This window comes from Microbacterium foliorum (assembly GCF_006385575.1).
GTDB classification, from domain to species: domain Bacteria; phylum Actinomycetota; class Actinomycetes; order Actinomycetales; family Microbacteriaceae; genus Microbacterium; species Microbacterium foliorum_B.
Genome location: NZ_CP041040.1, coordinates 2597078 through 2622684 on the forward strand (window position 1 = coordinate 2597078; position 25607 = coordinate 2622684).

A 25607-nucleotide genomic window follows, 5' to 3' on the forward strand; every position below is an offset into this window, starting at 1 on the left:
CCGCATCCGGCAACGGATGCGGCCTTTCGCATGCCCCAGAGAGACGCGTGCCGTTCACCTCCCGTTCACCTGAGCGGGAGAGTCTCGTTAACCGCCGCACATAGCGTCACTGTGTGCCCTGCACCGGGCCCCACCACATCAAAGATCGAAGGATCCACAGTGAAGATCTCCCGAATCGCACGTATCGGCGCCGTGGGCGCCGTGGCCGCTCTCGCCCTCGCCGGCTGTGCCGCGAACGAAGGCGGAGCCGGCGGCTCCAGCGACGAGCCCAGCACGTCCACCCTCTCCGGCACGATCGAGGCCACCGGAGCCTCCTCGCAGGAGGCCGCCCAGCAGTCCTGGGTCGCCGCATTCCAGACCGCCAACCCCGACACCACGGTGAACTACACCGCGACGGGTTCGGGCACCGGCCGCGAGAACTTCATCGCCGGCTCGTCGAACTTCATCGGCTCCGACCGCGCATTCGACGCGGACGAGCTGGCCGCTGGCGGCTTCGGCTCCTGCGCCTCCGATGACATCGTCGAGATCCCCGTCTACATCTCGCCGGTCGCCGTCGCCTTCAACCTCGAGGGCATCGATGAGCTGAACCTCGACGGCGAGACCATCGCCAAGATCTTCGCGGGCCAGATCACCAACTGGAACGACGCCGCCATCGCTTCGCAGAACGAGGGCGTCGAGCTGCCCGACCAGGCGATCGTCGCCGTGCACCGCGCAGACGCGTCGGGCACGCAGGAGACCTTCACCAAGTACCTCAACGCCGTCGCACCGGACGTCTGGACCTACGAGGCCAGCGACGAGTGGCCGCTCCAGACGGGCGAGGCCGGCGACGGCACCTCGGGCGTCGTCGACGCGATCACCAACGGCGTGGGGTACATCGGCTTCGCCGACGCGTCCCGCACCTCCGAGCTCGGACAGGTCGCCGTCGAGGTCGAGGGCGAGTACGTCGCGTACTCCGCCGAGGCCGCAGCAGCGCTCGTCGAGGCATCGCCGCTCGAAGAGGGCCGCTCCGACCACGACCTCGCATACGCCGTCGACCCGGCTGCAGCACCCGCCGGCTCGTACCCGATCGCCCTCGTGTCGTACCTCATCGGCTGCGTCGAGTACGACGACGCCGAGGCCGCCGGCCTGGTGAAGGCGTACTTCCAGTACGTCGCATCGGCCGAGGGCCAGGATGCCGCCGCAGAGGCCGCAGGCAGCGCGCCGATCTCAGACGCCCTGCGCGACCAGATCAACACGGCGATCGACGCGATCGTCACGGAGTGACCGTAGGCTCAGCACACCGCTGAGCTCCGGTCCCGACGCCCCCGTGGTGTCGGTCGTAGGACTCGACCGACACCGCGGGGGCACCCGCATGAAAACCCCGAAAGTCCCTCAGAGCCTGGAGTCGCTCCGATGACCACAACCTCAACGGGTCCCGATACCGCCCGTTCCCCCGGGACGCGCACCGCCCCACGCCGACGGGGTGACCTCATCTTCTCCGGCACCGCGCTGGCTGCGGGAATCATCATCCTCGTCACCCTCGCCGCGGTAGCGGTCTTCCTCATCGTGCAGGCGCTCCCCGCCCTGTCGTCCGACACCTCGAACAACCACATCCTCGAGGGACAGTCGTTCCTCTCCTGGGTGTGGCCCTTCGTCTTCGGAACGCTGTGGTCGAGCTTCATCGCTCTCGTGATCGCCGCGCCGATCGCGATCGGCATCGCACTCTTCATCTCGCACTACGCCCCGCGCCGTCTCGCCGGCTTCCTCGGCTACATCATCGACCTGCTGGCGGCCGTGCCCTCGGTCGTCTTCGGTCTCTGGGGCGCACTCACGTTCGCGCCGATGCTCGTGCCCTTCTACAAGTGGCTCAACGACAACCTCGGGTTCATCCCGCTGTTCAGCGGCACCCCGTCGGGCACCGGAAAGACCATCCTCACGGCATCCCTCGTGCTCGCCGTGATGATCCTGCCGATCATGACCGCGATCTGCCGCGAGGTCTTCCTGCAGACGCCGAAGCTCCACGAGGAGGCGGCACTCGCGCTCGGTGCGACCCGCTGGGAGATGGTCCGGATGGCCGTGCTCCCCTTCGCACGCAGTGGAATGGTGTCGGGCGCCATGCTCGGCCTCGGCCGCGCGCTCGGCGAGACCATGGCAGTGACACTCGTGCTCTCGCCCCTCGGCATCGTCACGTTCAACCTGATCAACCCGGAGAACCCCACGACGATCCCCGCGATCATCGCGCTGCGGTTCCCCGAGGCTCACGACGAGGGCGTCAACACGCTCATCGCGGCGGGTCTGATCCTCTTCATCGTCACCTTCGCGGTCAACTTCGTGGCCCGCTGGATCGTCTCGCGCCGCGCCGAGTTCTCGGGAGCCAACTGACATGACCGCCACCCTCACCCCCTCTCCGTCTCCCTCGTCCGTCGTCGCTCCGGTGCACACCACCTCGGCAGGCCACCTGCCCAAGTGGGCACCGTGGGCGCTCCTGCTGGTCGCATTCGTGCTGTCGGCGACGATCTTCGCCTTCGTCAATGCAGGCGGCGACCCGGCCGACTTCAACATCGCACTCACGCTCGTCGTCGGCCTCGTGTTCTACATGGCGCTGATCATGGTCATCTCGTCGGTGGTCGAGAGCCGCCGCCACGCGATCGACCGCCTCATGACCGCACTGGTCTCCGGCGCCTTCGTGGTCGCGCTCCTCCCCCTCATCTCACTGCTCTACACCGTGGTCGTCAACGGACTCATGCGCTTCGACGGGGAGTTCTTCAGCTTCTCGATGCGCAACATCGTGGGCGAGGGCGGCGGCGCGATCCATGCCATCTACGGCACGCTGCTGATCACGCTCGGAGCGACGATCATCTCGGTGCCGATCGGCCTGATGACCTCGATCTACCTCGTCGAGTACGGCGAGGGTCGCAAGCTCGCCCGCGGCATCACCTTCCTCGTCGACGTCATGACCGGCATCCCGTCGATCGTCGCCGGTCTCTTCATCTACTCGGTGTTCGCGCTCATCGTCGGACCGGGCACCCGAATGGGGATCATGGGCTCACTGGCCCTCTCGGTGCTGATGATCCCGGTCGTCGTCCGCGGCTCCGAAGAGCTCCTGCGCATCGTTCCGAACGAGCTCCGCGAGGCTGCCTACGCGCTCGGCGTCCCGAAGTGGCTGACGATCATCAAGGTCGTCCTGCCGACCGCCATCGCCGGAATCCTGACCAGCATCATGCTCGCGATCTCGCGCGTGATCGGCGAGACCGCGCCGCTGCTGCTCACGGTCGGCATCGTGCAGGGCATGAACCTGAACATGTTCAGCGGGCAGATGGCGACGCTACCCGTGTTCTCGTACATGCAGGCCAAGTACCCCGGCATCCCCGTCGATGCCTACCTCGACCGGGCCTGGGCCGCAGCCCTCACCCTGATCGTCATCGTGATGGTGCTGAACCTGCTGGCCAGGATCATCGCCAAGGTGTTCGCCCCCAAGATCAACGGCCGCTGAGCCGTCTTTCCCGACTGAAGAAGAAGGATCACACGTGTCCAAGAGCATCGAAGTCAACGACCTCAACGTCTACTACAGCGACTTCCTCGCCGTCGAAGGCGTCAGCATCGACATCAAGCCCAACACCGTCACGGCGTTCATCGGACCGTCCGGCTGTGGCAAGTCCACGTTCCTGCGCACCCTCAACCGCATGCACGAGGTCATCCCCGGCGCACGCGTCGAGGGCGAGGTGCTGATCGACGGCAAGAACCTCTACGGCGCCGGCGTCGACCCGGTGCTGGTGCGCCGTCAGGTCGGCATGGTCTTCCAGCGTCCGAACCCGTTCCCCACCATGTCGATCAAGGAGAACGTGCTCGCGGGCGTCAAGCTCAACAACACGCGCATGGCGAAGAGCGATCAGGATGCCCTCGTAGAGAAGTCGCTGCGTGGCGCCAACCTGTGGAACGAGGTCAAGGACCGCCTCGACCGCCCCGGCTCCGGGCTCTCGGGCGGCCAGCAGCAGCGTCTGTGCATCGCGCGTGCCATCGCCGTCTCCCCCGACGTGATCCTCATGGACGAGCCTTGCTCGGCGCTCGACCCGATCTCGACCTTCGCGATCGAGGAGCTCATCGCCGAGATCAAGTCCGAGTACACCGTCGTCATCGTGACGCACAACATGCAGCAGGCGAGCCGCGTGTCCGACCGGACCGCATTCTTCAACATCGCCGGAACCGGCAAGCCCGGCAAGCTCATCGAGTACGACGACACGCGCACGATGTTCACCACCCCGTCGGTGCAGGCCACCGAGGACTACGTCTCGGGTCGCTTCGGATAAGCATCCGGTTCTGCCTCCTCTTCTTCTGAGCCTCCTCTCGTCGCGGGCACAGCTTCGGCGCTGAAGGCTCGAAACGCCGTGAGACCCTCTGGTCCCACGGCGTTTCGTCGTTTCAGTCGCGGGGCGAGAGGAGGTACTCGTTGAGCTCGGCGGTGAGGGCGTGGTCGACCGGCAGCTCGACGGCGTCAATGGCGGTGATCGGGGCGGCGAGGCGGACGCTCGAGACGAGCCAGGCGGCATCTGCACGCGGCAGGTCGGATGCCGGCACCTGGGCGTACTCCGCGACGAATCCACGCGCGGTGAGGTGCTCGTAGACGCTGAGCTGGGTCGTGCCGTGCAGGATGCCGCCGTTCGGCGCCGGCGTCACGAATCGGTCACCGAAGCGCAGGATCAGTGACGCGGTCGGCGCCTCGAGCACGAAGCCGTCGCGCGACAGGAAGATCGCGTCGTCGGCTCCGCGTCGGTGCGCCTCGCGAAGCGCCGCCATGTTGACGGCGTACGAGAGGGTCTTCGCCCCGAGCAGCAGCCACGGTGCCTTCTCGGCGACGTCGAGGTCGTACCCGCGGTCGAGGGTGACCACGCGGATTCCCCGCACGCGCACCGCCGAGAAGTCGGATGCCGGCGCAGCCGTGACCCAGGCGGTCGGTGTGGGTCCGTGCTCGACCCCACGGCTGAGGATGAGCTTGATGACGTACTCGCCCTGCTCGCAGTGGGCGGCCGCACGCTCGATGGCCTGATGCCACTGCGCCTGATTCGGGATGGGCAGGTCGCACAGCTGCGCCGAGTGCGCGAGCCGCTCGAGGTGCGGCACGACCTCCTGAGCGTGCCCGTCGATCACGCCGATCGACTCGAACACGCCGTCGCCGCGCTGCGTGCTCAGCTCTCCCACGCTCAGTGCGGGGGCCGCGGCATCGACGAGGGTGAACGTGTCTGCGAAGTCGGAGCGGTCGACGTCAGCCGCCGCAGGATCGATCATCAGAGCAAAGCGCCGTGTCATGATCCGAGCCTAGAGCCCGGGAATAGCTTCAGCGTGATCTTGTTACACTGGAGTGGCCGGGCCGCATAACCCCGGGCTCCAATTTTTGCCGCTGCGAGCGGCCTTCCGCCGAGAGGCGTTTTTGCGGCCCGGTCTTTTCATGTCAGGGCGCAGATCACCTCGGTGCGATCGCGGGATCAGGCCAGGGCGCCGGTGCGCCAGAGCGCTGCTGAGGCCGACAGGTCCTGCGCATAGCTGCTCAGCCGCAGGGCGCGGGTGGTGAGTTCGCTGGCGCGCGACGGCTCGGTCGGCTCGTAGTCGTCGGCGGTGTGCGTCGCACCGGATGCCTGCACGCGGCAGAAGGCCGCCGCCCTGTCGAGCGCCACGGCGAAGTCGCCGCGGAACGCCCCGCGGAGGATCGTGTCGATGAGGGCGACCAGTTCATCGGGGTTCGCGGGCACCGGCGCTCCGGCGATCACGGCATCCACGGATGCGAGCTCCACCCTGCCCCGCTCGTACAGCAGGGCCGCAGTCTGTGGATCGCCGTGGATGGCCAGCTGCAGGATGTACAGCCGCCACAGCGCGCCCGGCAGCGTGCGAGACGGCGCTTTCGACCAGAGCTCGGCGATCTCGTCGATGCCGTGCTCGTGGGCGAAGGCGACGAGCCGGTCGGCGCTCACTCCGCTCTCATCGGCACGCACACGGGTCAGCAGAGCGGATGCGGTCGCATGTGCGACGCGTGTCTCTTCGGCGGGATCATGGCTGCCCACGATGTTGTCGAAGGCGCTGGTGGGCCGGCGCACCGGACGGGAGAACTGCTCAGGCATCAGTCCAGGGTACGCGCGATCCGAGGGATCAGGCCGTCGGGATCACGACGACGGGATCGGACGTCGGCAGACCCGAGGGCGAGCCACCATCCTGCTCCACTGTGACCGCGATCACATCGCCCGCGTGCATCTCACCCGCGAGCACCGCTGTCGCTTCGCCGCCGTCTGCCGCGAACACCCCTGCCGACACCGGAGTGTCGCCACGCACGTACCAGAGCTCGTACGTCTCACCCTCGGCGAGCGACGGGATGCCGTCGGTCACGAGCACGGACTTGCCGAGCGACGCCGACCAGTGCGCGGTCGCAGTGCCACCGCTCTCGAGCGACACGCTGGCCTGCTGAGCGTCGCCCGCCGCCTGAATGTCCTCGAGCGCGACGACACTCGCCGGTCGGTTGATGTACGTGTTGATCGCGACCGCGCCTGCCCCCACGCCCACGAGGAGCGCGAGGCATGCAGCGAGGGCGAAGAGGAAGCGGAGGCGGTGCTTGGGAGCCTTCGGGGTGTCGTCTCCACCGCGTGCGGCGGGCGCTGAATCGGCGACCGCTGCAGCATCCGCCGTCTCGCCAGGCGTGCTGTCTGGTATCGAATCCGTGAGAACGACGTCGCCGTTCTGAGGGGTGACGGCGATGCGTGCGAGCAGGGCGGCGCGGATGTCGGGCGAGGGCGCGGCCTGCGTTACGCCGTCGGCGAGGAAGCCCGCGCTGTCGGCGTCGGCATCCACGATGCGCTGCCATTCCGGGTGCGCTGCGAGGGCGGCGTGATACCGCTGCTGATCATCGGGCGACAGCGCGTCGAGCGCTGCTCCTGCCGCGAGTTCTGCGAATTCCTGCTCGTTCATGCCGTCACCCCCATAGCTGTCCTCAGTCGCGAGAGCCCATCCCGCATCCGTGTTTTGATCGTCCCCAGCGGTGCTCCCACGAGCACAGCCACTTCGTTCTGACTGTAACCGCCGTAATAGGCCAGAACGAGAGCTTCGCGCTGCGCCTCAGGAAGACCGGAGAGCGCGTGAACGACCTTCTCGCCCTCGATGCCCAGTTCCACCGTCTCCGCGACACTGTCGTGCGCGACTCCGATGTCTCTGAACCCGGCTCGTACGTCTCGGTCCGCGCTGGACTGGGACGCCCGAACCCGGTCGACCGCACGACGGTGCGCGATCGTCATCACCCAGGTTCTTCCCTGCCCCTTGTTCGGAGCGAACTTCGTAGCGGATTGCCAGATCTCCAAGAAGACTTCCTGGAGCACCTCTTCGCTCTGCGAGCGGTTCACGAGGACCCTGAGGATGAGGCCGAAGACGCGGGAAGACAGAGTGTCGTAGAGCTCCGCGAATGCGCGCTGATCACCGTCGCCGATGCGAACGAGCAGGTCAGCGACAGCATCCCGAGCCGTACCGTCTTCGGGTACGTCCATTCCGTCGATGACCATCTCTAACAGCATGCCGCATCCACCCCGCTTTCCCGTGCAGCCGCCACCCGAAAGTGACGGAAACGAGTCCTCTTAAGTGTTCTTCGTCGAAACCTGTTCGCCGCCGACCCCCGAAACGGATTGGATTCGGCGGCGCGGAAAAAACTTTGCGATTTCTCCCATCCGATCCCGCAGGGGCTCCGAACGACTGTCAACGCCACGGAGAGGCCGTGGCAGTGTTCTGAAGGAGCTTGAGATGTTCAGCACCAAGAAGAAGGTCACCGCAGCCATCACCCTCGGCCTTGCGAGCGCATTCCTGCTCTCCGCATGTTCCATGGGCGGCACCACCGAAGAGCCGGCAGAGTCGACGGCCCCCGAGTCGTCCGAGACGATGGCTCCTGAGACCGAGACGATGGATCCGGCCGCGAACCTGGTCGGCCCCGGCTGCGCCGCATACGCAGAGGCTGTTCCGGACGGCGCAGGATCCGTCGAGGGCATGTCTCTCGACCCGGTCGCCACCGCAGCATCCAACAACCCGCTGCTCACCACGCTGGTTGCCGCAGTCAGCGGACAGCTGAACCCCGACGTCAACCTCGTCGACACGCTGAACGGCGACGAGTTCACCGTCTTCGCACCCGTCGATGACGCCTTCGCGAAGATCGACCCCGCCACCATCGAGGCACTCAAGACCGACAGCGCCACGCTGAGCTCGATCCTGACGTACCACGTGGTCCCCGGCCAGGTCGCCCCTGACGAGATCGCCGGCATGCACACCACCGTCCAGGGTGCCGACCTCGAGGTCACCGGCAGCGGCGACGACCTGATGGTCAACGATGCCACCGTCATCTGCGGTGGAGTTCAGACCGCGAACGCGACCGTGTACCTCATCGACACGGTCCTGATGCCCCCGGCCGAGTAAGGCAAGGGAACGCCGAGGCGGACACTCGGTAAGCCATCTCACCTCTCGGGGGAGGTCGGTGGGATGGAGAAGGAGCCGTTGACGACACGTCGTCAGCGGCTCCTTCTTTGCGCCCTAGACTGGAGGGGCGGGCCTCTAGCTCAGTTGGCAGAGCATCGGACTTTTAATCCGCGGGTCGTGGGTTCGAGCCCCACGGGGCCCACCGTTTATCACCGTCGGCCGGATCCGGCCACCCCCTTCAGTACGTCGGCACCCTGCGAGAGAGTCGTGGCGTCCCCATCCGGGACACTCACCCCACGAAAGGACGCATCATGGCGACTCTCACCGACAGCCGAGTGGCATTTCTCGCGACAGACGGATTCGAGGACAGCGAGCTGACCAGTCCCTGGGAAGCGGTGCAGAGCGAGGGCGCGAGCGCCACGCTGATCGCACCGGACGGACAGCAGATCACCGGGAAGAACGGTCATGTGCAGCACGTCGACCTCACCTCCGAGACCGCGAAGGCCGACGAGTTCGACGCTCTCGTGCTTCCTGGCGGCGTCGTGAACGCCGACCACCTGCGGCTCGACAAGGCATCGATCGACCTCGCCCGCTCCTTCTTCGAGCAGCACAAGCCCGTCGCGGTCATCTGCCACGGCGCCTGGATCCTGATCGAGGCCGGCGTGGTCGACGGACGCACGCTCACCAGCTACCCGAGCCTCGCGACCGACCTCCGCAACGCCGGTGCCACCTGGGTCGACGAAGAAGTGGTGGTCGACGAGGGTCTCGTGTCCAGCCGCACTCCCGACGATCTCCCCGCTTTCAACGCGAAGCTGATCGAAGAGGTCGCCGAGGGGCGGCACGCAGGGCAGACCGCGTGATCTGAAATCCGAACACCCGGCGGTCCGGCGTCAGGAGCCAGCGCGAGCCCTGTGACGCCGGACCGCCGCTCTGTTCGCACAGCGCACCGAGCAGAACCGCTGTCGGCCGTTGCGGGTCACATCGACGACCACGTTCGTGCAGGGCGAGGCCGCGCAGCGGCCCAGCCGATCCATGCCACGCGTGACGAGGTGCAGCGACGTGCCGACGGCGAAGACAGCCCGCAGCACGTACGGCAGAGATCTCACGTCGTCGCGGTAGTGCAGGTGCCAGCCTTCGCCGTCGTGGTTCGTCAGTCGCGGGTATGCCGCAGCGTCGACCATCTGCGCGTTGAGGATCTCGGCACGGGCATCCGGGTCCGCCGCATCGACGACCCGCAGCCAGTCGTCGATGACCTCGCGGACCCGTGCGTGATCGTCGGGGGCGGGCGGGAACGTCATCGTCATGCCCATCTCGAGGGTGCGCTCCTCGATGCCCGCTCGATCGACGGGGAAGTCGTCGGCGAGGGATGCGGCGAGGAGAACCGCATACTCGCCGTAAGGGTTGAGATGCATAAGGCCATTACATCACGCTGGATACATGACCACGTTGCACACCCTGCCGATCCCCCGTCAGACCACGACCGCGCATGAGCACGCCTGGGTCGCGGACTCACGGCATCCGACCAGCGAGGGCGTCGTCGTGTACGTCCGCTGCGTCGGCTGCGGCACGCATCGCGTCGACCTGCAGGCGCACCCGCTGACACCTCCCGCCGCGATCAGCCGCGAGACCTCGGACTGACCGTCCGATCAGGCCGCGACGATCTCGCCGTTCCGCGGCACCCAGGTCTGCGCCTCCTCGCGGACGAACGCGAGGGGGATCCCGCGGCCGTCCTGCTCGACCGAATCCGAGACCTGGAGGTGCAGATGCGGTTCGGTGCTGTTCCCCGAATTGCCGCATTCACCGATCATCTCCCCCGTCGACACTCGGTCACCGAGTCGCGGCCGCACGCTCCCGGCCCTCAGATGGGCGAGCAGCACGAGAGCACCGTCACGACGGATGACGACGTGGTTTCCGGCGATCGCCGGTGCCCCGGCGAGCACACGCGATCTCTGCGTCAGCGCGTAACTCAGCTGCGCTCCGATCGATCGACGGGCGACGTGGTCGTCTTCCCCATCGTGGACCCGCACCACCTCGCCCGACACGGGCGCGAGGATCGGACGCCCGAAGCCGACGAACACCGAGGCGGGCTCGGTTCCGAAGATGCTCCCGAGACTGCGAGGTGCGCTGCGACCGCTCGCGTCGACCGGCACGAAGTCGATCGCGTGCGAGCTGCCGAACAGCTCCGTGCCGTGGCTCGGGATGCGTGACGCCGGGCTGTTCTGGACGATCCACCGCCCGGTGAACGGCAGGGTCATCACGAACGGCTCCGGCTCGTTCATGCGGTCAGCTCGGCGAGCCTTCGGACGGTGCGGAGGTTTCGCGCCGTGCCGGCGACACCGAGCGCGCGGTCGAGGACGGCCTTGGTGAGCCTCGTGCTGTGCACGCCGCCCTCGGCGTAGTCGATCCACAGATCGCCGCCGACCAGCGCGATCCGCTCCCCCGGCATGAGCCGCTCCTGCAGCGCCTCGACGGCCCCGGGCGCTGCCGGCGCCTCGAGGAACATCGCGTGCAGCAGCTTCTCCGACGCGCCGCCGAACGGGTGCGCATCCAGGGCATGGACGAGAGCGTCGTGCGTCCGCAGGATCACCGGGGTGTCGACGTCGAACTCGCGGACGATCAGCGCGCGGACGTCCGCACATGCGGACGTCGGATCGTCCGGGTGCTCGCACACGATGTTCCCACTCGCGATGTAGGTCCACACCTCACCCAGCATCGGAGCGAGCACCTCGCGCAGCTGAGCCATCGGCACCCGGTTGCGACCCGAGACGTTGACAGCTCGCAGCAGCAGGACGCTGCGAGTCACGCAGCGTCGCTCTCGACGAGCTCGGCGCCCGCATGAGCGAGTTCTGCGAGGGCCGCCGCACTCGGCTCTGGTGCGACACCCGCGATCAGATCGGTGAAGATGCGCACCCGGACCCCGTGCGCCACTGCGTCGAGCGCAGAGGCCCGCACACAGTGGTCTGTGGCGATGCCGACGACATCGGCCGTGAGGACACCCGCCGCTGTGAGGATCGCACCGACGGTCTCACCCGATTCCGTCGCGCCCTCGAACATCGAATACGCAGGGCGTCCCTGTCCTTTGTGCACATGATGCGTGACGGCATCGGTCACCAGCAGCGGGTCGTAGTCGGCGCCGGGTGTGCCCGCGACGCAGTGCACGGGCCACGTGTCGACGAAGTCCGGCGCCTCTCCGAAATGGCCGCCGTTGTCGCCCTCGGCGTCGTGCCAGTCGCGCGACGCGACGATGACGTCGTACTCGGCCGCGTGTACGGCCAGGAAGGCGGAGACAGCGGATGCCACAGCATCGCCACCATCGACGGCCAATGCACCGCCCTCGGTGAAGTCGTTCTGCACGTCGACGATCAGAAGTGCTCTGCTCATGATCTGAGAGTACGCCGCCCCACCGGTGGCCCCAAGGCAGGAAACCAAAAGGCCCCGAGATGTTGTTCACATCACGGGGCCTGCTGGAGCCGCTTGTCAGAATCGAACTGACGACCTTTTCATTACGAGTGAAATGCTCTGCCGACTGAGCTAAAGCGGCGCGATCATCGATATTACCCGTTCCGGAGCCGCACCGCGAATCGAGCCACGATCACTCGCAGCGGACGTCGCCCTCGGGCACGACATCGTCGAGGAGGAACGCCTCGACAGCGTCGTCGACGCACGTGTTGCCCTTGTTGTATCCGGTGTGCCCTTCGCCCACACGGGTGATCAGCACGCCCTCTTCGAGCTGCGCCGCGAGCGACTCCGACCACTCGTACGGCGTCGCCGGGTCGTTGGTCGTGCCGACCACGAGGATCGGCCCTGCGCCTTCGGCGTTGATCTCGCCGCGCGTGCCGGTCGGCGGGTAGGGCCACACCGAGCAGGAGTCCGGACCGCTCCAATACGGAGCGATCGTCGGCGCGCCGTCGGCGATCTTCTCCTCGGTCGCAGCCTCTGCCGCCGGGTCGTCTTCGACCGGATAGTCCATGCAGTTGTAGGCGCGGAACGCTTCGCTCGAGTTGTCGAGATAGGTGCCGTTCTCACGTCCGTTGTAGAAGTCGGCGAGGAAGAACGCTGTCGTCGGGTCACCCTGCAGAGCCTCGTCGAGCGCCTGTGTGAGGTACTGCCAGCTGTCTGCCGAATACAGGGCCGCGATGATGCCGGTCATCAGCGCGTCCGCGCCGAGCATGCGTCCGTCGCCGTTCTCGAGCGGGTTCGCGTCGACGCTCGCCAGGAGCGCCCCGAGGTCGGCCATGGCCTCATCGACCGTGCCGTTGAACGGGCATTCGCCCGAGTCGAGGCAGTTCTGCATGTACGCGCGGAGAGCCGATTCGAATCCGAGCGCCTGGGTCGCGCCGACATCGAGCCCGGAGACGGCCGGATCGATCGCGCCGTCGAGCACGAGTCGTCCTGCCTTGTCGGGGTACAGGTCGGCGTACGTCGCGCCGAGGAACGTGCCGTACGAGTAGCCGATGTAGTTCAGCTGCTTGTCACCGAGCACAGCGCGGATCAGATCCATGTCACGTGCGGCGTTGATCGTGGTGACGTAGGGCAGGATGCCGCCGCTGTTCGCCTCGCACGCGTCGGCGAACTCCTTGTGCGACTCGAGCAGCTCGGCCTCCCATTCCGCGCTCCCCCGCTTCCCTGCGGGGATCGTGTAGAGGTAGTCGTCCATGCCTGCAGCATCGAAGCAGGTCACGGCGGTCGACTCTCCGACGCCGCGGGGATCGAATCCGATCACGTCGTAGTCGTCAATGAGATCGGCTCCGACCGCGAAGTCGAGGCTGTCACGGATGAGCTCGACACCGCTGGCGCCGGGGCCACCGGGATTCGTCAGCAGTGACCCCTGGGAGATCCCCGTCGCCTGATGGCGCACGACGGCGAGGGTGATCTCGCCCTCGCCCGGGTTCTCCCAGTCGAGCGGAGCTGTCACGTCGGTGCAGTCGAACCCGGTGCCGCACTCACTCCAGGTGAGCGTCTGCCCGTAGAACGGCAGCAGGTCCTCTGACACGCCCTCAGTGTCCGGCGCGTTCGTGGCGGAGGGCTTCGGCGCGGCCTGCTCGGGGATCATCGAGTACAGGCACCCGGAGAGTGCGACCGAGGCTGCGGCGAGGCCGGCGATCACGGCGACGGCACGTCGGAAGCGGGAAGTCGGTCGATTGTTCACGGTGTCCTCCCGCTCGTGACAGTCACGAGCAAGCTCTCGAGGGCGAGCAGCGGTGCGACGTTGCGCTCCAGCGACTGGCGCGTGTCGGCAAGGTGGTCGAGTACGACAAGAGTACGGGTCTCGGGCCAGGCCGCTGCCAGCGCGGCCAGATCTTCGCGAAGCTCGCGATTGATCAGCTCGTCGTCTCTGCCGAACTGCAGCATGACGACGTCACGGAACAGCGACTGCAGATCGGTGAGCACCCTGTCGATGCCGTCACGCAGGCTTCGGGTCGCACGCTTCTTCTGGTCGTCCTCCAGCGCGGAGATCTGTGTGCGCAGAGCCGGCGGAACGGCCTGCCCCTCGGCGATGCCGACCATCCGGAGCAGAGATGCACGCTCGGCGGCGTCGCGCTCGGCGGTGAGCGCCTTGGCGTCGTCCGTGGCGGCCTGGATGATGCGCCCGGCGACCTCGACGGCGTCGCTGACACCGCGAACCCCCAGCACCGACCGCAGGGTCTCGTCGCGGCGGCGACGGGCAGCCTCATCAGTGGCGAGGCGCTGGGCCATGCCGATGTGCCGTTGCGCATGACGAGCGGCCTGCTCGGCGATGCCCTCGTCGACCCCCGTGCGGAGGGTGATCAGGCGCGCCACGTCTGCGACGTCGGGCTCGCGCAGCCGCAGCGAGCGCACGCGGGAGCGGATCGTCGGCAGCAGGTCGGCTTCGCTCGGGGCGCAGAGTATCCAGACCGTCTGCTCGGGCGGCTCTTCGAGAGCCTTCAGCAGCACGTTGGACGTGCGCTCGACCATGCGGTCGGCGTCTTCGACCACGATCACGCGATAGCGGCCGGCCGACGGCGCGAAGTACGAGCGCTCGACGAGCGCACGAGCCTCCGCGATCGTGATGATGACCTTGTCGGTGCGCAATGCGGTCACATCAGGATGCGTTCCCGCCAGGACCTGACGCATCGCCGCCTCGTCGTCGGGGTGATCCGCTACAAGCGCAGCGGCGAAGGCGTGCGCGAGCGTGGAGCGCCCCGACCCGGGAGGGCCGGTGATGAGCCAGGCGTGCGACAGCGCGGAAGGATCGGATGCGGCGTTGCGCAGAGTGTCGACCGCGGCATCCTGCCCCCACACATCGGCCCACGGGAAAGGGGCGGCGACAGTCTGGGGCATGTCCTCAGCCTAATCGGGAGCACCGACGTGCACGGCAACCACCACCGGATGCGCGGGGTCGACCCGAGGCAGGCGGCGTACCGGCGGGCAGGCAGGCAGTCGGGCGGGCGCGCCGGCGCGCGGGCGGGCGGGCCGGCGGGCGGGTGGGCGGGCGGCTCAGCCGATCAGCGTCGCGACCCGCTCGCGGATCTGCGCGGCGATGACCTCGGGCGCCGCTGCGGCGTCGATGACCAGGAACCGTTCCGGTTCGGCTCGCGCCAGAGCGAGGTAGGCGTCGCGGACCCGGGCGTGGAACTCGGTCTTCTCGGCCTCGAGCCTGTCGAAGGGCTTGTCAGCCGAATCGAGTCGCACGCGAGCCGACTCGGGGTCGAGGTCGAGCAGCACGGTGAGGTCGGGCAGTGCGCCCTCAGCGGCCCACAGCGACAGGTTGCGGATCTCTTCGCCGTCGAGCACGCGCCCTGCACCCTGGTAGGCGACGGATGAGTCGAGATAGCGGTCCTGCAGCACGACCTCGCCGCGGGCGAGAGCAGGCCGGACGACCGTCGCGACGTGGTGCGCGCGGTCGGCGGCATAGAGAAGAGCCTCGGCGCGCGGAGCGATGTCGCCTCGGTGGTGCAGCACGATGTCGCGGATCAGCTGACCGACCTCGGACCCACCCGGTTCGCGGGTGCGCACGACGGTTCGCCCGTCATCCGTCATCCACTGGGCGAGGAGGTTCGACTGCGTGGTCTTCCCCGATCCGTCTCCGCCCTCGAGGGTGATCCAGATTCCTGGGCCTGACGTCACGAACCGGCCTTCTTCGCGGCGTTAGCGGCGCGGGTCGCCGCGGCCTTCTTGGCTGCCGCGGACCGTGCGGCGGCCTTCTCGGCATCCGTCGCCGTCGTCTTGGCCGCGGCTTTCTTCGCCGCCGGCTTCTTGGCGGCGGGCTTCTTGGCCGCCGGCTTCTTCGCGGCGGGCTTCTTGGCCGCCGTCTTCTTCGCGGCGGGCTTCTTGGCCGGGGCCTTCTTGGCCGCACCGCGCTTGGGAGCCGGACCCTTCGCGCGCTTGTCGGCGAGCATCTGCACCGCGATCTCGAAGGTGATGTCCTCGACCTTCTGCCCACGGGGGATCGTCACATTCGTCTCGCCGTCCGTGACATAGGCGCCGAAGCGCCCGTCGCGGATGCGAATCGGCTTGTTGCTGACGGGGTCGGCCTCGAACTCGGCGAGCGCACTCGACGCACGGCGGGATCCGGCGCCGTACTTCGGCTGCGCGTAGATCTCGAGCGCCTTCTCGAGGGTCACGTCGAAGATCTCCGACTCGCTCTCGAGCGAGCGGGAGTCCGCGCCCTTCTTCAAGTACGGACCGAACCGGCCGTTCTGGGCGGTGATCTCCTCGCCGCTCTCGGGGTCGGCTCCGACGACGCGCGGCAGGCTGAGCAGCTGCAGGGCGGTGTCGAGGTCGATCGTGTCGACCGACATCGAACGGAACAGCGACGCGGTGCGCTGCTTGGGGGCCGCGGGCTTCTTCGCTCCCCGCTTGGGCTTGGGGGCCTCGACGACCTCACCAGTCGCCTCATCGACGGCGGCGTCCTCGGACACCGGGTCGTTCTCTTGCACGTAGGGTCCGAAGCGTCCGTCCTTGACGACGACGATCTTGCCGTTGTCCGGGTTGGTTCCCAGCACTCGGTCACCGGCGACCGGCGCATCGATGAGCTCCTGCGCCTTGGCCGCGGTCAGCTCGTCCGGCGCCAGATCTTCGGGCACGTTCACGATGCGCGGCTTCTCGTCTGGAGCCTCGGGGTTCGCGACCTCGAGGTAGGGACCGTACTTGCCGAAGCGCAGCGTGGCTGTGTCGGTGATGGGGGTGGAGTTGAGCGCACGCGCATCGATCTCGCCGAGGTTGTCGACGGTCTGGCGGAGGCCGACGTGCGAATCAGAGCCGTAATAGAAGGAACGCAGCCACTCGACGCGCTTCTGCTCGCCTCGGGCGATCGCGTCGAGGTCGTCTTCGAGTGCGGCGGTGAAGTCGTAGTCGATCAGGGTGGCGAAGTGCTCTTCGAGGAGGCGCACGACGCTGAAGGCGAGCCAGGTCGGCACCAGAGCCTGTCCGCGCTTGGTCGCATAGCCTCGGTCGATCACCGTGCCGATGATGCTGGCGAACGTCGAGGGGCGGCCGATGCCGTGCTCCTCGAGCGCCTTGACCAGCGACGCCTCGGTGAAGCGCGGCTTCGGGGTCGTGCGGTGGCCCTTGGCCTCGGCGTCCGACATGCGCAGCTCGTCGCCGACCGCGACGACCGGGAGCGACTGGTTCTCGTCGGCATCCTTGTCGTTGCGCTTCTCGTCGCGTCCCTCTTCGTAGGCCTCGAGGAAGCCCTTGAAGGTGTACACGGTGCCCGACGCGGTGAACTCGGCGTTCTGCCCGGCAGCATCCACCGCGATCGTGACGGTCGTGGTCTCGTACTTCGCGTCGGCCATCTGGCTGGCGACGGTGCGCTTCCAGATCAGGTCGTAGAGGCGGTGCTCCTCGCGGTCGAGCTCCGAGGCGACCGACTTCGGGGTGCGGAAGTTCTCGCCCGAGGGACGGATCGCCTCGTGCGCCTCCTGCGCGTTCTTGCTCTTCGACTTGTAGGCGCGAGGCTTGAGCGGCACCGCGGTGTCGCCGTAGAGCGCGACGGCCTGACTGCGAGCCGCCTGCACCGCCTGGGTGCTCAGCGCCACGGAGTCGGTACGCATATAGGTGATGTAGCCCTTTTCGTACAGCCGCTGGGCGACGCTCATCGCCTGCTTCGCGCTCATCGAGAGCTTGCGGCCGGCCTCCTGCTGCATCGTGGAGGTGGTGAACGGCGCGTACGGGCTGCGGGTTCCGGGCTTCGCCTCGACCTTGGTGACCTGACCGGCTCCGGCGGAATCCACGGCCGAGGCAAGAGCTGCGGCCTTCTTCTCGTCGAGGATGACGACGGCCTTCTTGAGCTTTCCATCGTCGTCGAAGTCGGTGCCTCGGGCGAGCTGGCCACCGTCGACGCGGACCAGGCGGACCTTGAAGGCCGAGGAGGACGAGGCGAGCGCCTCGACATCCCAGTACTCGGCCGACACGAACGCCATGCGCTCGCGCTCTCGCTCGACGATCATGCGGGTGGCGGCGGACTGCACGCGTCCGGCCGACAGGCCTGTCTTGACCTTGTACCAGAGCACGGGCGAGACGTCCCAGCCGTACAGGCGGTCGAGGATGCGGCGAGTCTCCTGCGCGTCGACGAGGTCGGTGTCGAGTTCGCGGGTGTTTCCGATAGCCGCCTGGATCGCGTCCTTCGTGATCTCGTGGAAGACCATGCGCTTGACGGGGACCTTTGGCTTCAGGGTCTCGAGCAGATGCCAGGCGATGGCCTCACCTTCGCGGTCCTCATCAGTGGCGAGCAGGAGTTCGTCGGCGGTCTTGAGCGCACGCTTGAGTTCGGCGACGGTCTTCGTCTTGCGATCGGACACGACGTAGTAGGGGTCGAAGTCGTTGTCGACGTCGATCGAGTACTTTCCGTACGCCTGCTTGTCGGCGGCGGGGATGTCCTTCTTGTCTGCGAGGTCGCGGATGTGGCCGACGGAGCTGAGCACCTCATAGCCATCGCCGAGGTATCCCTGAATCGACCGCATCTTCGTCGGGGACTCGACAATGACGAGCTTCTTGCCTTCAGCCAAGGGAGCGTCCTTTCTTCGAAGCACACCATACACACCGCCGTGATGGGTTGGTCACAGTGGTCGCCTGCATTTTCGCCGGAAAGTGCTCGTGCCGCCGTCAGGATCCCTCGGGTGGCCCAGCACGGGCTCGGGAGACGGCAGCGAGTCCAGCGTACGCCGCGTTCACCTGTACGGTCGCCACGAAGCCTTGCACAGCGCAGCCGGTGAGGGTCGCGCCGGAGGCGGCCGCCATGCGAGCAGCAAGAGCGCACGGCGCTTCGGCGGTCACGATCGCCCCGCTGGCAGCGTCGGCGGCGGCGAGAGCGGCGGCATCCGCAGCCCCCGCGGCCCGCTGCGCGGTGACCGCGGCTCCCCCGACAGCCGCGAGCCCCAGCGAGAGCGCCGCCGCGACCGAGAGGACACCGGCCGCAACAGCCGAGCCCGCCATCAGCTGCCCTCCCCTGCACTGTCCGCCATCAGAGACCTCCGGCGAGCGCGCAGCTGGACGCCCGCAGCGGGATCCGGATGAATCCGCCGATCGCGACGTCGGCGTGCGCCTGCACGCAGACGAGATCACCGGATGAGCTGCTCGACATTCCGGCACCGGGCACCGCGGTCGACACCGCGTGCGATGCCCTGCCCGCGTCCTCCCCCCGGCCGAGAAGCCGCGCGGCGTCGGCCGAGGCATCCTGCAGTGCGACCTGCCGAGACGCCGCGCCCAGCGCACCGGCCCCGAGCAGAAGCGTGAGGACCACTGCAGGCAGCGCGAGTGCGAGCTCGGCGGCCACAGACCCGCGCTCGCCGTCACGATCGGCGCTCATCACGACACCGTGAGAGCCCGACGCACCAGGTCGGTGAGGATGCCGCGCACCTCATCCGACCTCATGATGACGACGAGCAGCCCCGCGAAGGCCACGGCGGCCATCGTCGTGATCGCGTATTCGGCGGTGGCCGCGCCGCTGTCGTCTCCGAAGAGTGTCGCGGAACGGCGTCGAGTGAGTGGAGGGAGAGTGTTCATGGGTTCCTTCTTCTTTCTGTGTGCGGATGCAGGAGCATCCTGTGGTCGGCAGCCGTCACAGCGGCAGCGGAGTCGAGAGGAGCACGCTCAGCAGCAGCGGAGCGACTCCCAGCAGGAGAAAGGCCGGCAGTGTGCAGACGCCGAGCGGGATCAGCAGCTTCGTCGAGAGCTTCGCCGCGCGCATGCGGCCGTCGACGCGCGACGCGTGGCGCTCCTGACCGGCGGAGGCGCGAAGGAGCTCGCCGGCGGGCACCCCCGCGGCATGCGAAAGCTCGAGCACCGCACGGATTCGCGCGTCGTCTCCGCGACGAGACGCCGGGCTCTCCGCGACGAGGCGCAGGGCACGATCGATCGAGGCGCCCCCGGAGAGAGCGACCGCCATGAGCTCGGCCTGCATGCCTGGCGTGCCCGGCTCGGGTCTCGCACGCCGAAGCAGTCGGTTCGTCCAGCCTCGGGCCGCGAGGACGAGCAGCAGCCCGGCCACGACGCAGGCCGCGCCCGCAGGCGTCCCGAAGATGACGCCGAGGGTGTCGAAGCCGAGGGCGAAACCGAGCAGCAGACCCGCGAACGGCATCCACAGGAGCAGCCGCGCGGTTCCCGCCGGTTCAGCCAGGGCGATTCGCACGTCGTCGGCCGCCGATGCGGCGTCGCGAAGCGTCTCGGCGATCATTCGCAGCACCTCGGCCAGAGGCGCCCCAACGGTTGTCGCCACCTCCCACGCGGCGGCGAGGTCTCGCCACGGGCCTCCCTCAGCCTCGATCGCGGCGATGAGCGGGGCGCCGTCGTCCACTCGATCCACTACGGACGCGGCGTGCACGTCGCCGATCGAGGCCAGGTGACGCCAGGCGACCAAAGGCACCGCGCCGGCTTGCAGCAGCACGGCGAGCGTCTGCACGGAGGTAGCCGCGTCGGTTCCGGCGTCGTCGGCGCCCCGTCGCCGAACGCTCACCACGGTCGCACCTCCTCGATGCTCAGACGGTCACCGGCCAGCGCAAGCTCCCCCGCCTGCGCGATGCGGCGCTGCCCGCCGGGCGCCCGGTCGAGATGCAGGACGATCGTGAACGCGCTCACGGCTTGGCGTGCGAGCGCCGTGGCGTCCATCGATGCCAGCGCGCCGAGTGCTTCGAGCCGGGCCGGCACATCGCTCAGACCACTCGCGTGGAGGGTTCCGGCGCCGCCATCGTGCCCGGTGTTCAGGGCCGTCAGCAGTTCTCTCACCTCTTCGCCTCGGCATTCACCGACCACGAGACGGTCGGGCCGCATGCGCAGCGACTCGCGGACCAGCCGTGCCAGGCTGATGCCGCCGGCGCCCTCGAGGTTCGACTGCCGCGCCTCGAGAGCGACATGGTGCGGGTGCCGCGGCCGCAGTTATCTGCACTGGACCCTACCGCCTGAGGGATGTATGTTACGAGCGAGGACGATGACGTCCCTCATCGCTATCCTGCACCTACGAGACACAGGAGTCATCATGGTGAGATACAAGGTCCATCCTGCGACGATGCCGTTCAGCGGCAGCAGACTCTGGTTGGTGGTCCACTCTGAGGATTTCGAACCGGTAGTAGAGGCCCGCGACTTCGCCATGTACTTGTTGGGGCGTGGCAGGTCAGAGAATACGATTCGCAGCTATATGCCGAAGGTCGCGGCTTTTCTCAACTGGGCCGACCAGAAGGCGGTGGATTGGCGAACGATCACGCTTCCCCAGATGGCGAAGTTCAAGACGTCGCTTGAGGGGCCGCGATTGACGAAGGCGGGCGAGGACGAGGGCGCACCAACGAAGGCGATGCCACCCCGAAAACCGAGGACCGTGAACCTCACACTGACCGCGGTGCACGAGTTTCTGCGATTCTGCGTTAAGTCCGGGTGGGTGGAACGCTCCGTCACCGAGCGACTGGTGGAGCCGACGTACCTCACGAACACCCCTGCTGGGTTTGATGCAGGCGAGCATGGGCAGTACCGCTATAAGTTCGTCTCCGAGTTGCGCGCGAAAGTGTCAACGAAAGCTCCGAAGACCCTGACGCGCGACCAGGTGACCGCCGCAGTTGATGCGACGACTACCGCGCGCGACCGTTTCCTCCTGCTGCTATTAGACGGGACCGGGATGCGGATCGGAGAGGCACTAGGCCTGCGTCGGTCGGACCTGCACTTTTTGCCCGATTCGACCGCTCTCGGCTGCGAAGTCGCGGGCGCCCACGTCGAGATCGCCCGCCGGTCCGATAATGCAAACCGCGCGTGGGCGAAATCTCGGATGGACCGGGCTGTTCCTGTCCTCGGAAATGTTGTGGCTGCGTACCGTGACTACTGCATCGAGCGTGATGAGATCGTCCATGATGACGACTCGGATTATGTGTTCGTCAGCCTGAGCGTTGCCAACGCTGGTACCCCGCTCACATACAGCGCTGTTATGCGATTGTTCGCAAGCCTTCGCCAGCGTACGGGGTACCCCGCACTCCGCCCTCACCTTTTCCGCCATACCGCTGCGACGCGAATGAGGAGGGAGGGAGTAGATATCGCGGTACTACAGGCGCTCCTGGGACATTCCAGTCCACAGTCCACCGCGATCTATGCTCACGTCCTCGACGACGAGTTGCGCGCTGCTGCCGAGCTCGGGCGGTCTCATCTGGACCGTTACCGTCACTTCGATCACTACTCCCCCGACAATGACTGACACCATTGCGCACCTCGAAGCCGCTCGGCTGCAGGTTCCTCAGACGAAGGAGAAGTTCGACGACTGGACATCTTTCCTGCGCGCCAGTGTGGAACGCGATTGGCGTTCATCGGAGTGGAATCAGTCGGCGTGGTTTTTCCACGGGGACCCTGAGAATGTTCACACCCGGCTCTATCGGTGCAGCACCCCCACGTGCCCGTTACTCTCCAGCGTACGAGGCGGTCGCTGTGCCACATGCTATGCCCATCTGCGTCGACACGACGGCAACGAGGCCTCGCTCCTGAAGTCCATCCCCAACCGCGTCAACACGCGCCGGACCGGGGATGAGGAGGAGCTGTGTGTGGTCGTGTCTCCGACAGCTCGGTGCCAGCGCACCGTGCAATACGGGGTTCTGTGCATGTCTCACCATGAGACGTGGCGCCAGACAGCGAAGAAGTCCGGCGTCAGCGCCGCTGATTGGGCGAGGTCTGGAGTCCCTGCGCCGTTAGCCAGCACCGGCACATGCAGCGTTCCTCTGTGCGGTAGATCGCGAGCTTGGCTTAACACGTCGCTGTGTCCCGCTCACCGCGCGCAGTACCTGCAGAGGGCGAAGGAGACGTCCGATGTCGCCGCCACCCCGCTGCCTGAGGAGGTGTTCGCCGCGACGACACCACCGATACACGCTCGAGGAAACTTCTCCCTCATCGGGCTATCCGAGTCGATTCGCCTCGAGGTACTCGTGTCTTTGCAAACCGAGGATCGCGCGGGCTACATGATCGATCCCCAAGGGATGGTCCGCCTCTTGCCCGTCTTGGCTCTTGCGAAGTCGTCGCTGCTCGAGCCCGGGTTCGAAGCCGAGATGATGGGCTTCGACCGCGCGAAGAACACTTCCCGAGCAGCGATGGTGAGACGTATGTTCGTCACGCTGAAGTACCTGAGAGATCAGTTCGAGGGTGTGGATCCCACCGCCGGCGATCTCTGGGACAGCTATCTCACCGAACTGCCCACTGAGCGACAGCGTCGCGACAAGTACGTGCAGACGAACGGGGAACAAAAGTGGCTCAGTAAGCGACACTTGGTGGACTTCACGCCGATTCGACAGGTCTGGTTGAGAGAGCTGGCGAAGACATGGGCACGGGAGATCCGCCCAGACGTGACGCGCGTTCGCCTCGCGATCATCGGCTTCTCAGTGTTGAGCGATGCCATCGCCGAGCGAGCGGACGGTGTCGATCCGTCCACGGCAGGTGCGTTGGACATTCAGCGGGCAATGGCACTTCTCGTACGCCTCAAGAGCAAGTCCGGCGAACGCTACTCCAGCGGCCGACAGAGCGTCATCCTCACAGCTCTCCGCCGCGCGCTTCGTTACCTCTGGGGCGCCGGCCACATGCAAGGCGTGTCTCCTGGCTTCGTCGTAGATCCCGAGGAAGGAATAGCGAGAACGAAGACACCCCGCACGGTGATGGCCCTGCCCAACCGAGTCGTCGTGGCCCTGGTCGACGCGATCCCGAAACTGCCGCTGGCCTCAGGTCAACTAGGGAGCCTGATCAACGCCGAGACCCTCCTGCACATGCACAAGACCGCGCTGGAGCTTCTCGCCGAGACGGGGCGCCGACCCAACGAGGTGTGCTCGCTCAAGGTTGGCTGCGTCGTGGAGAACGCCCCAGACTGGGGCGAGACGTCAGGCGGCTTCACCCTCACCTACGACAATCACAAGGCGGGCCGAGAAGGCCGCACAGTACCGATAGGTGCCGACCTCGCGCGCCGTGTTCTCGAATGGGAAGCTCATCGCCAGACCCTTAGCCTGCCGGACGGTTTTGACGAATGGCTGTTTCCATCACCGTCGGCGGGCCGTCGCGATGCGAACGGACACCTCACGACCGGCGGACTCAAGCGAGCACTGAAACGGCTGGTGGCGTCTGTGCCATGGCTAGACTCCGATGTCCCCGACAAGAAGACGGGTGGCTACGTCCGCTTCACCGGCAGGCTCATCCCGTACTCGTTTCGTCACTCTTACGCACAACGCCATGCGGACGCAGGAGTAGGTGTCGAGGCGCTCGCCGAACTCATGGATCATAAGTCCACGTCCACGACGCTCAACTACTTCGAGGTCTCTGAAAAGAGAAAGCGAGAGGCCGCTCAGACACTCGCGCCGCTCGCGATGACGCGCCATGGGGCTCCGGCGCCGTTCGACTCGGCCGTTGCATACGAGATTGCTGCCGTCGCCGTACCTTTCGGCGGATGCGTCGAGCCATCGAATGTAAAAGCGGGAGGTACGGCTTGCCCCATCCGTTTCCAATGCGCGGGCTGCGACATGTACCGCCCTGATCCGTCCTACCTCCCCGCGATTGAAACGCATGTGCGGTCGATACGCGCCAGTCTCCAGATGGTGCGAATCGCCGGTACTGCGGCGCCCTGGGTCATTCAAAACATGGTGGAGGAGATCGCCGCCTACGAGAAGGTCATCGAGGAAATGAATCGGCGGTTGGCGGAATTCACCGACGAGGAACGGCAGGCAATCGCCGATTCATCCGTTGCGATGCGTAAACTCAGAGAACAACGGCCGCTTATCCCGCTGCGAGTGATCAGATGACGGACCCTTCGGACGACGCCCGGCGCCAACAAGCCATGGCTTGGCTCGCGGCCGTCGCCGCCCATCGGCAGACGACTGCACACGCTCGCGCCATCCGGGCTCGAGCGGACTTCGCCAGCGGGGCGACGATACTTACGTATGACCCGCGAGCGCTTCGCTGTGGCCACCCGTCGGACTCTTGCCACGACTGCACCGACCTGTCAGCCAAGGACCAATGAATGCGAATGACGAAGCCAGCTGACTACAGACCGCATCGACGCGTCGCGCAGCTAGCGGTGGCGCGCGCCACCTGGTCAGACGCTCGCGCGATCCAGGAGTCACGGGGAGCGAATCGATGACGAAGGTCGCCCTCACCGCACGCCAGCGACGCGTCGACCAGTTGGCTGCAGCGCGAGCCCTTGACTCAAAGAACAAACGCGCACGCGCGATTGAGGCCTGCACCGACCTCGTCGCCTCCGGAATCCCGGTCACTCACACGAACGTGGCACGGAAAGCGCACGTGTCCACCTGGCTGACCTACAACGTTCCAGAGATTCGCTCCGCCATCGAGCAGGCAAACGCCGCCCAAGCGCGCGAGGGGCTCATAAACCCCGCCCCACAGCGGGCGGGGCAACGAACTACCCCCGAATCGCTGCACACCGATCTCCTCCTCGCTCAACGCCATGTGCGCGAGCTACGCGACGAGAACGTTAAGCTCCGCAAGCGGCTCGAGCGCCAACTCGGGGCCGAGCTCGAAGGAGTGGACATCGAGGAGCTCACGGAGCGCGTCTACAACCTTGAGCGCGTGAACCGCGAACTCAGCGCCGAGGCAGCGAATCGGGATAAGCGTATCGCTGTCCAGCAGGCACGCATCAAAGAGTTGGAGTCCGAGAACGAGTCTCAAGCAGATGTCGTTCGCGCGATGATGGTCGCTGCGAACGTGCGCGGGAGATAGACGCGGCCGCCGTCGCGACGATGGCGAAAGAGCAGGGACTTCGCGCTATCTGCCATACTCCC

The 25607-nt window shown here is 66.9% G+C and carries 26 protein-coding genes, 2 tRNA genes and 1 pseudogene; 11 read left to right on the forward strand and 18 right to left on the reverse strand.

Going from position 1 to position 25607, the window contains the following annotated elements; translation table 11 throughout:
- The first annotated feature begins 159 nt into the window (after positions 1-159).
- From FIV50_RS12550 to pstB, 4 genes are all read left to right on the forward strand, one after another.
- Positions 160-1263 (forward strand): phosphate ABC transporter substrate-binding protein PstS, encoded by a 1104-nt coding sequence (locus tag FIV50_RS12550; RefSeq protein ID WP_140037719.1) that lies wholly within the window; start codon positions 160-162, stop codon positions 1261-1263.
- Positions 1264-1392: 129 nt separating this feature from the next.
- Positions 1393-2361: a phosphate ABC transporter permease subunit PstC gene (pstC, locus tag FIV50_RS12555; RefSeq protein ID WP_140037720.1), complete on the forward strand. Its 969-nt coding sequence runs from the start codon at positions 1393-1395 to the stop codon at positions 2359-2361.
- A gap of 1 nt (position 2362) precedes the next feature.
- On the forward strand, positions 2363-3472 hold the full coding sequence (gene pstA, locus FIV50_RS12560; RefSeq protein ID WP_140037721.1) for a phosphate ABC transporter permease PstA: 1110 nt from the start codon (positions 2363-2365) through the stop codon (positions 3470-3472).
- A gap of 34 nt (positions 3473-3506) precedes the next feature.
- Positions 3507-4286 (forward strand): phosphate ABC transporter ATP-binding protein PstB, encoded by a 780-nt coding sequence (gene pstB, locus FIV50_RS12565; protein WP_140037722.1) that lies wholly within the window; start codon positions 3507-3509, stop codon positions 4284-4286.
- A 112-nt stretch (positions 4287-4398) separates the two neighbouring features.
- On the opposite strand, the gene FIV50_RS12570 is transcribed toward pstB, so the two are convergent.
- The 4 genes from FIV50_RS12570 to sigK all read right to left on the reverse strand — a co-directional run bounded on the left by FIV50_RS12570 (position 4399) and on the right by sigK (position 7523).
- Entirely contained in the window at positions 4399-5283 is an 885-nt protein-coding gene (locus tag FIV50_RS12570; protein WP_140037723.1) for an aminodeoxychorismate lyase, read from the reverse strand.
- A 176-nt stretch (positions 5284-5459) separates the two neighbouring features.
- Positions 5460-6089, reverse strand: a complete 630-nt coding sequence (locus tag FIV50_RS12575; protein WP_140037724.1) for a DNA-directed RNA polymerase subunit beta — start codon at positions 6087-6089, stop codon at positions 5460-5462.
- Positions 6090-6117: 28 nt separating this feature from the next.
- On the reverse strand, positions 6118-6927 hold the full coding sequence (locus FIV50_RS12580; protein WP_140037725.1) for an anti-sigma factor: 810 nt from the start codon (positions 6925-6927) through the stop codon (positions 6118-6120).
- Positions 6924-7523 carry an ECF RNA polymerase sigma factor SigK gene (gene sigK / locus FIV50_RS12585; RefSeq protein ID WP_181164216.1) on the reverse strand — a complete coding sequence of 200 codons (600 nt, stop codon included), beginning with the start codon at positions 7521-7523 and terminating at the stop codon, positions 6924-6926. The genes FIV50_RS12580 and sigK overlap by 4 nt, the downstream gene beginning before the upstream one ends.
- A gap of 223 nt (positions 7524-7746) precedes the next feature.
- Here sigK and FIV50_RS12590 point away from each other — a divergent pair, with 223 nt between their 5' ends.
- From FIV50_RS12590 to FIV50_RS12600, 3 genes are all read left to right on the forward strand, one after another.
- A complete protein-coding gene (locus tag FIV50_RS12590; protein ID WP_042539725.1) occupies positions 7747-8409 on the forward strand; it encodes a fasciclin domain-containing protein in 663 nt (220 codons plus the stop codon).
- Between the two features lie 129 nt (positions 8410-8538).
- Positions 8539-8611: transfer RNA gene (locus FIV50_RS12595), tRNA-Lys, on the forward strand.
- Positions 8612-8720: 109 nt separating this feature from the next.
- Complete coding sequence (locus FIV50_RS12600) at positions 8721-9269, forward strand: type 1 glutamine amidotransferase domain-containing protein (RefSeq protein WP_140037726.1); 549 nt, start codon at positions 8721-8723, stop codon at positions 9267-9269.
- Positions 9270-9299: 30 nt separating this feature from the next.
- Here FIV50_RS12600 and FIV50_RS12605 read toward each other — a convergent pair whose 3' ends face one another.
- The gene (locus FIV50_RS12605) at positions 9300-9821 is read right to left on the reverse strand and encodes a CGNR zinc finger domain-containing protein (RefSeq protein ID WP_140037727.1); all 522 of its coding nucleotides are present in this window, start codon (positions 9819-9821) and stop codon (positions 9300-9302) included.
- A gap of 25 nt (positions 9822-9846) precedes the next feature.
- Here FIV50_RS12605 and FIV50_RS12610 point away from each other — a divergent pair, with 25 nt between their 5' ends.
- Complete coding sequence (locus tag FIV50_RS12610; protein WP_140037728.1) at positions 9847-10047, forward strand: hypothetical protein; 201 nt, start codon at positions 9847-9849, stop codon at positions 10045-10047.
- Positions 10048-10055: 8 nt separating this feature from the next.
- On the opposite strand, the gene FIV50_RS12615 is transcribed toward FIV50_RS12610, so the two are convergent.
- From FIV50_RS12615 to FIV50_RS12675, 13 genes and pseudogenes are all read right to left on the reverse strand, one after another.
- Positions 10056-10688 carry a M23 family metallopeptidase gene (locus FIV50_RS12615; RefSeq protein ID WP_140037729.1) on the reverse strand — a complete coding sequence of 211 codons (633 nt, stop codon included), beginning with the start codon at positions 10686-10688 and terminating at the stop codon, positions 10056-10058.
- Positions 10685-11212: a DUF1697 domain-containing protein gene (locus FIV50_RS12620; protein WP_140037730.1), complete on the reverse strand. Its 528-nt coding sequence runs from the start codon at positions 11210-11212 to the stop codon at positions 10685-10687. The genes FIV50_RS12615 and FIV50_RS12620 overlap by 4 nt, the downstream gene beginning before the upstream one ends.
- A complete protein-coding gene (locus FIV50_RS12625) occupies positions 11209-11790 on the reverse strand; it encodes an isochorismatase family protein (protein ID WP_140037731.1) in 582 nt (193 codons plus the stop codon). Before FIV50_RS12625 ends, FIV50_RS12620 begins: the two co-directional genes overlap by 4 nt.
- A gap of 84 nt (positions 11791-11874) precedes the next feature.
- Positions 11875-11950: transfer RNA gene (locus FIV50_RS12630), tRNA-Thr, on the reverse strand.
- 51 nt (positions 11951-12001) lie between these two features.
- Positions 12002-13558 carry an alpha/beta hydrolase gene (locus FIV50_RS12635; protein WP_140037732.1) on the reverse strand — a complete coding sequence of 519 codons (1557 nt, stop codon included), beginning with the start codon at positions 13556-13558 and terminating at the stop codon, positions 12002-12004.
- Positions 13555-14712 (reverse strand): DNA polymerase III subunit delta', encoded by a 1158-nt coding sequence (locus tag FIV50_RS12640; RefSeq protein ID WP_140037733.1) that lies wholly within the window; start codon positions 14710-14712, stop codon positions 13555-13557. The genes FIV50_RS12635 and FIV50_RS12640 overlap by 4 nt, the downstream gene beginning before the upstream one ends.
- Positions 14713-14868: 156 nt before the next feature.
- Positions 14869-15498, reverse strand: a complete 630-nt coding sequence (tmk, locus tag FIV50_RS12645) for a dTMP kinase (RefSeq protein ID WP_140037734.1) — start codon at positions 15496-15498, stop codon at positions 14869-14871.
- Positions 15495-18380 carry a type I DNA topoisomerase gene (topA, locus tag FIV50_RS12650; RefSeq protein WP_140037735.1) on the reverse strand — a complete coding sequence of 962 codons (2886 nt, stop codon included), beginning with the start codon at positions 18378-18380 and terminating at the stop codon, positions 15495-15497. The genes tmk and topA overlap by 4 nt, the downstream gene beginning before the upstream one ends.
- A gap of 97 nt (positions 18381-18477) precedes the next feature.
- Positions 18478-18807 (reverse strand): helicase, encoded by a 330-nt coding sequence (locus tag FIV50_RS12655; protein ID WP_140037736.1) that lies wholly within the window; start codon positions 18805-18807, stop codon positions 18478-18480.
- Positions 18808-18835: 28 nt separating this feature from the next.
- Positions 18836-19180 carry a TadE family type IV pilus minor pilin gene (locus FIV50_RS12660; RefSeq protein ID WP_140037737.1) on the reverse strand — a complete coding sequence of 115 codons (345 nt, stop codon included), beginning with the start codon at positions 19178-19180 and terminating at the stop codon, positions 18836-18838.
- Complete coding sequence (locus FIV50_RS12665; RefSeq protein ID WP_042539672.1) at positions 19180-19377, reverse strand: DUF4244 domain-containing protein; 198 nt, start codon at positions 19375-19377, stop codon at positions 19180-19182. The genes FIV50_RS12660 and FIV50_RS12665 overlap by 1 nt, the downstream gene beginning before the upstream one ends.
- A gap of 55 nt (positions 19378-19432) precedes the next feature.
- On the reverse strand, positions 19433-20326 hold the full coding sequence (locus tag FIV50_RS12670; protein WP_140037738.1) for a type II secretion system F family protein: 894 nt from the start codon (positions 20324-20326) through the stop codon (positions 19433-19435).
- Positions 20323-20745: pseudogene (locus FIV50_RS12675) on the reverse strand (ATPase, T2SS/T4P/T4SS family); the annotation flags it as partial. The gene FIV50_RS12670 and the pseudogene FIV50_RS12675, both read right to left, overlap by 4 nt.
- A gap of 130 nt (positions 20746-20875) precedes the next feature.
- Between FIV50_RS12675 and FIV50_RS12680 the strand changes: the two are divergent.
- The 3 genes from FIV50_RS12680 (at position 20876) to FIV50_RS12690 (ending at position 25545) form a co-directional block, all read left to right on the forward strand.
- A complete protein-coding gene (locus FIV50_RS12680; protein WP_181164218.1) occupies positions 20876-22042 on the forward strand; it encodes a tyrosine-type recombinase/integrase in 1167 nt (388 codons plus the stop codon).
- A gap of 631 nt (positions 22043-22673) precedes the next feature.
- Positions 22674-24611 carry a tyrosine-type recombinase/integrase gene (locus FIV50_RS12685; RefSeq protein ID WP_181164219.1) on the forward strand — a complete coding sequence of 646 codons (1938 nt, stop codon included), beginning with the start codon at positions 22674-22676 and terminating at the stop codon, positions 24609-24611.
- Positions 24612-24945: 334 nt separating this feature from the next.
- Positions 24946-25545, forward strand: coding sequence for a DUF6262 family protein (locus FIV50_RS12690; protein WP_140037741.1), 600 nt, complete (start codon positions 24946-24948; stop codon positions 25543-25545).
- Positions 25546-25607 lie beyond the last annotated feature (62 nt).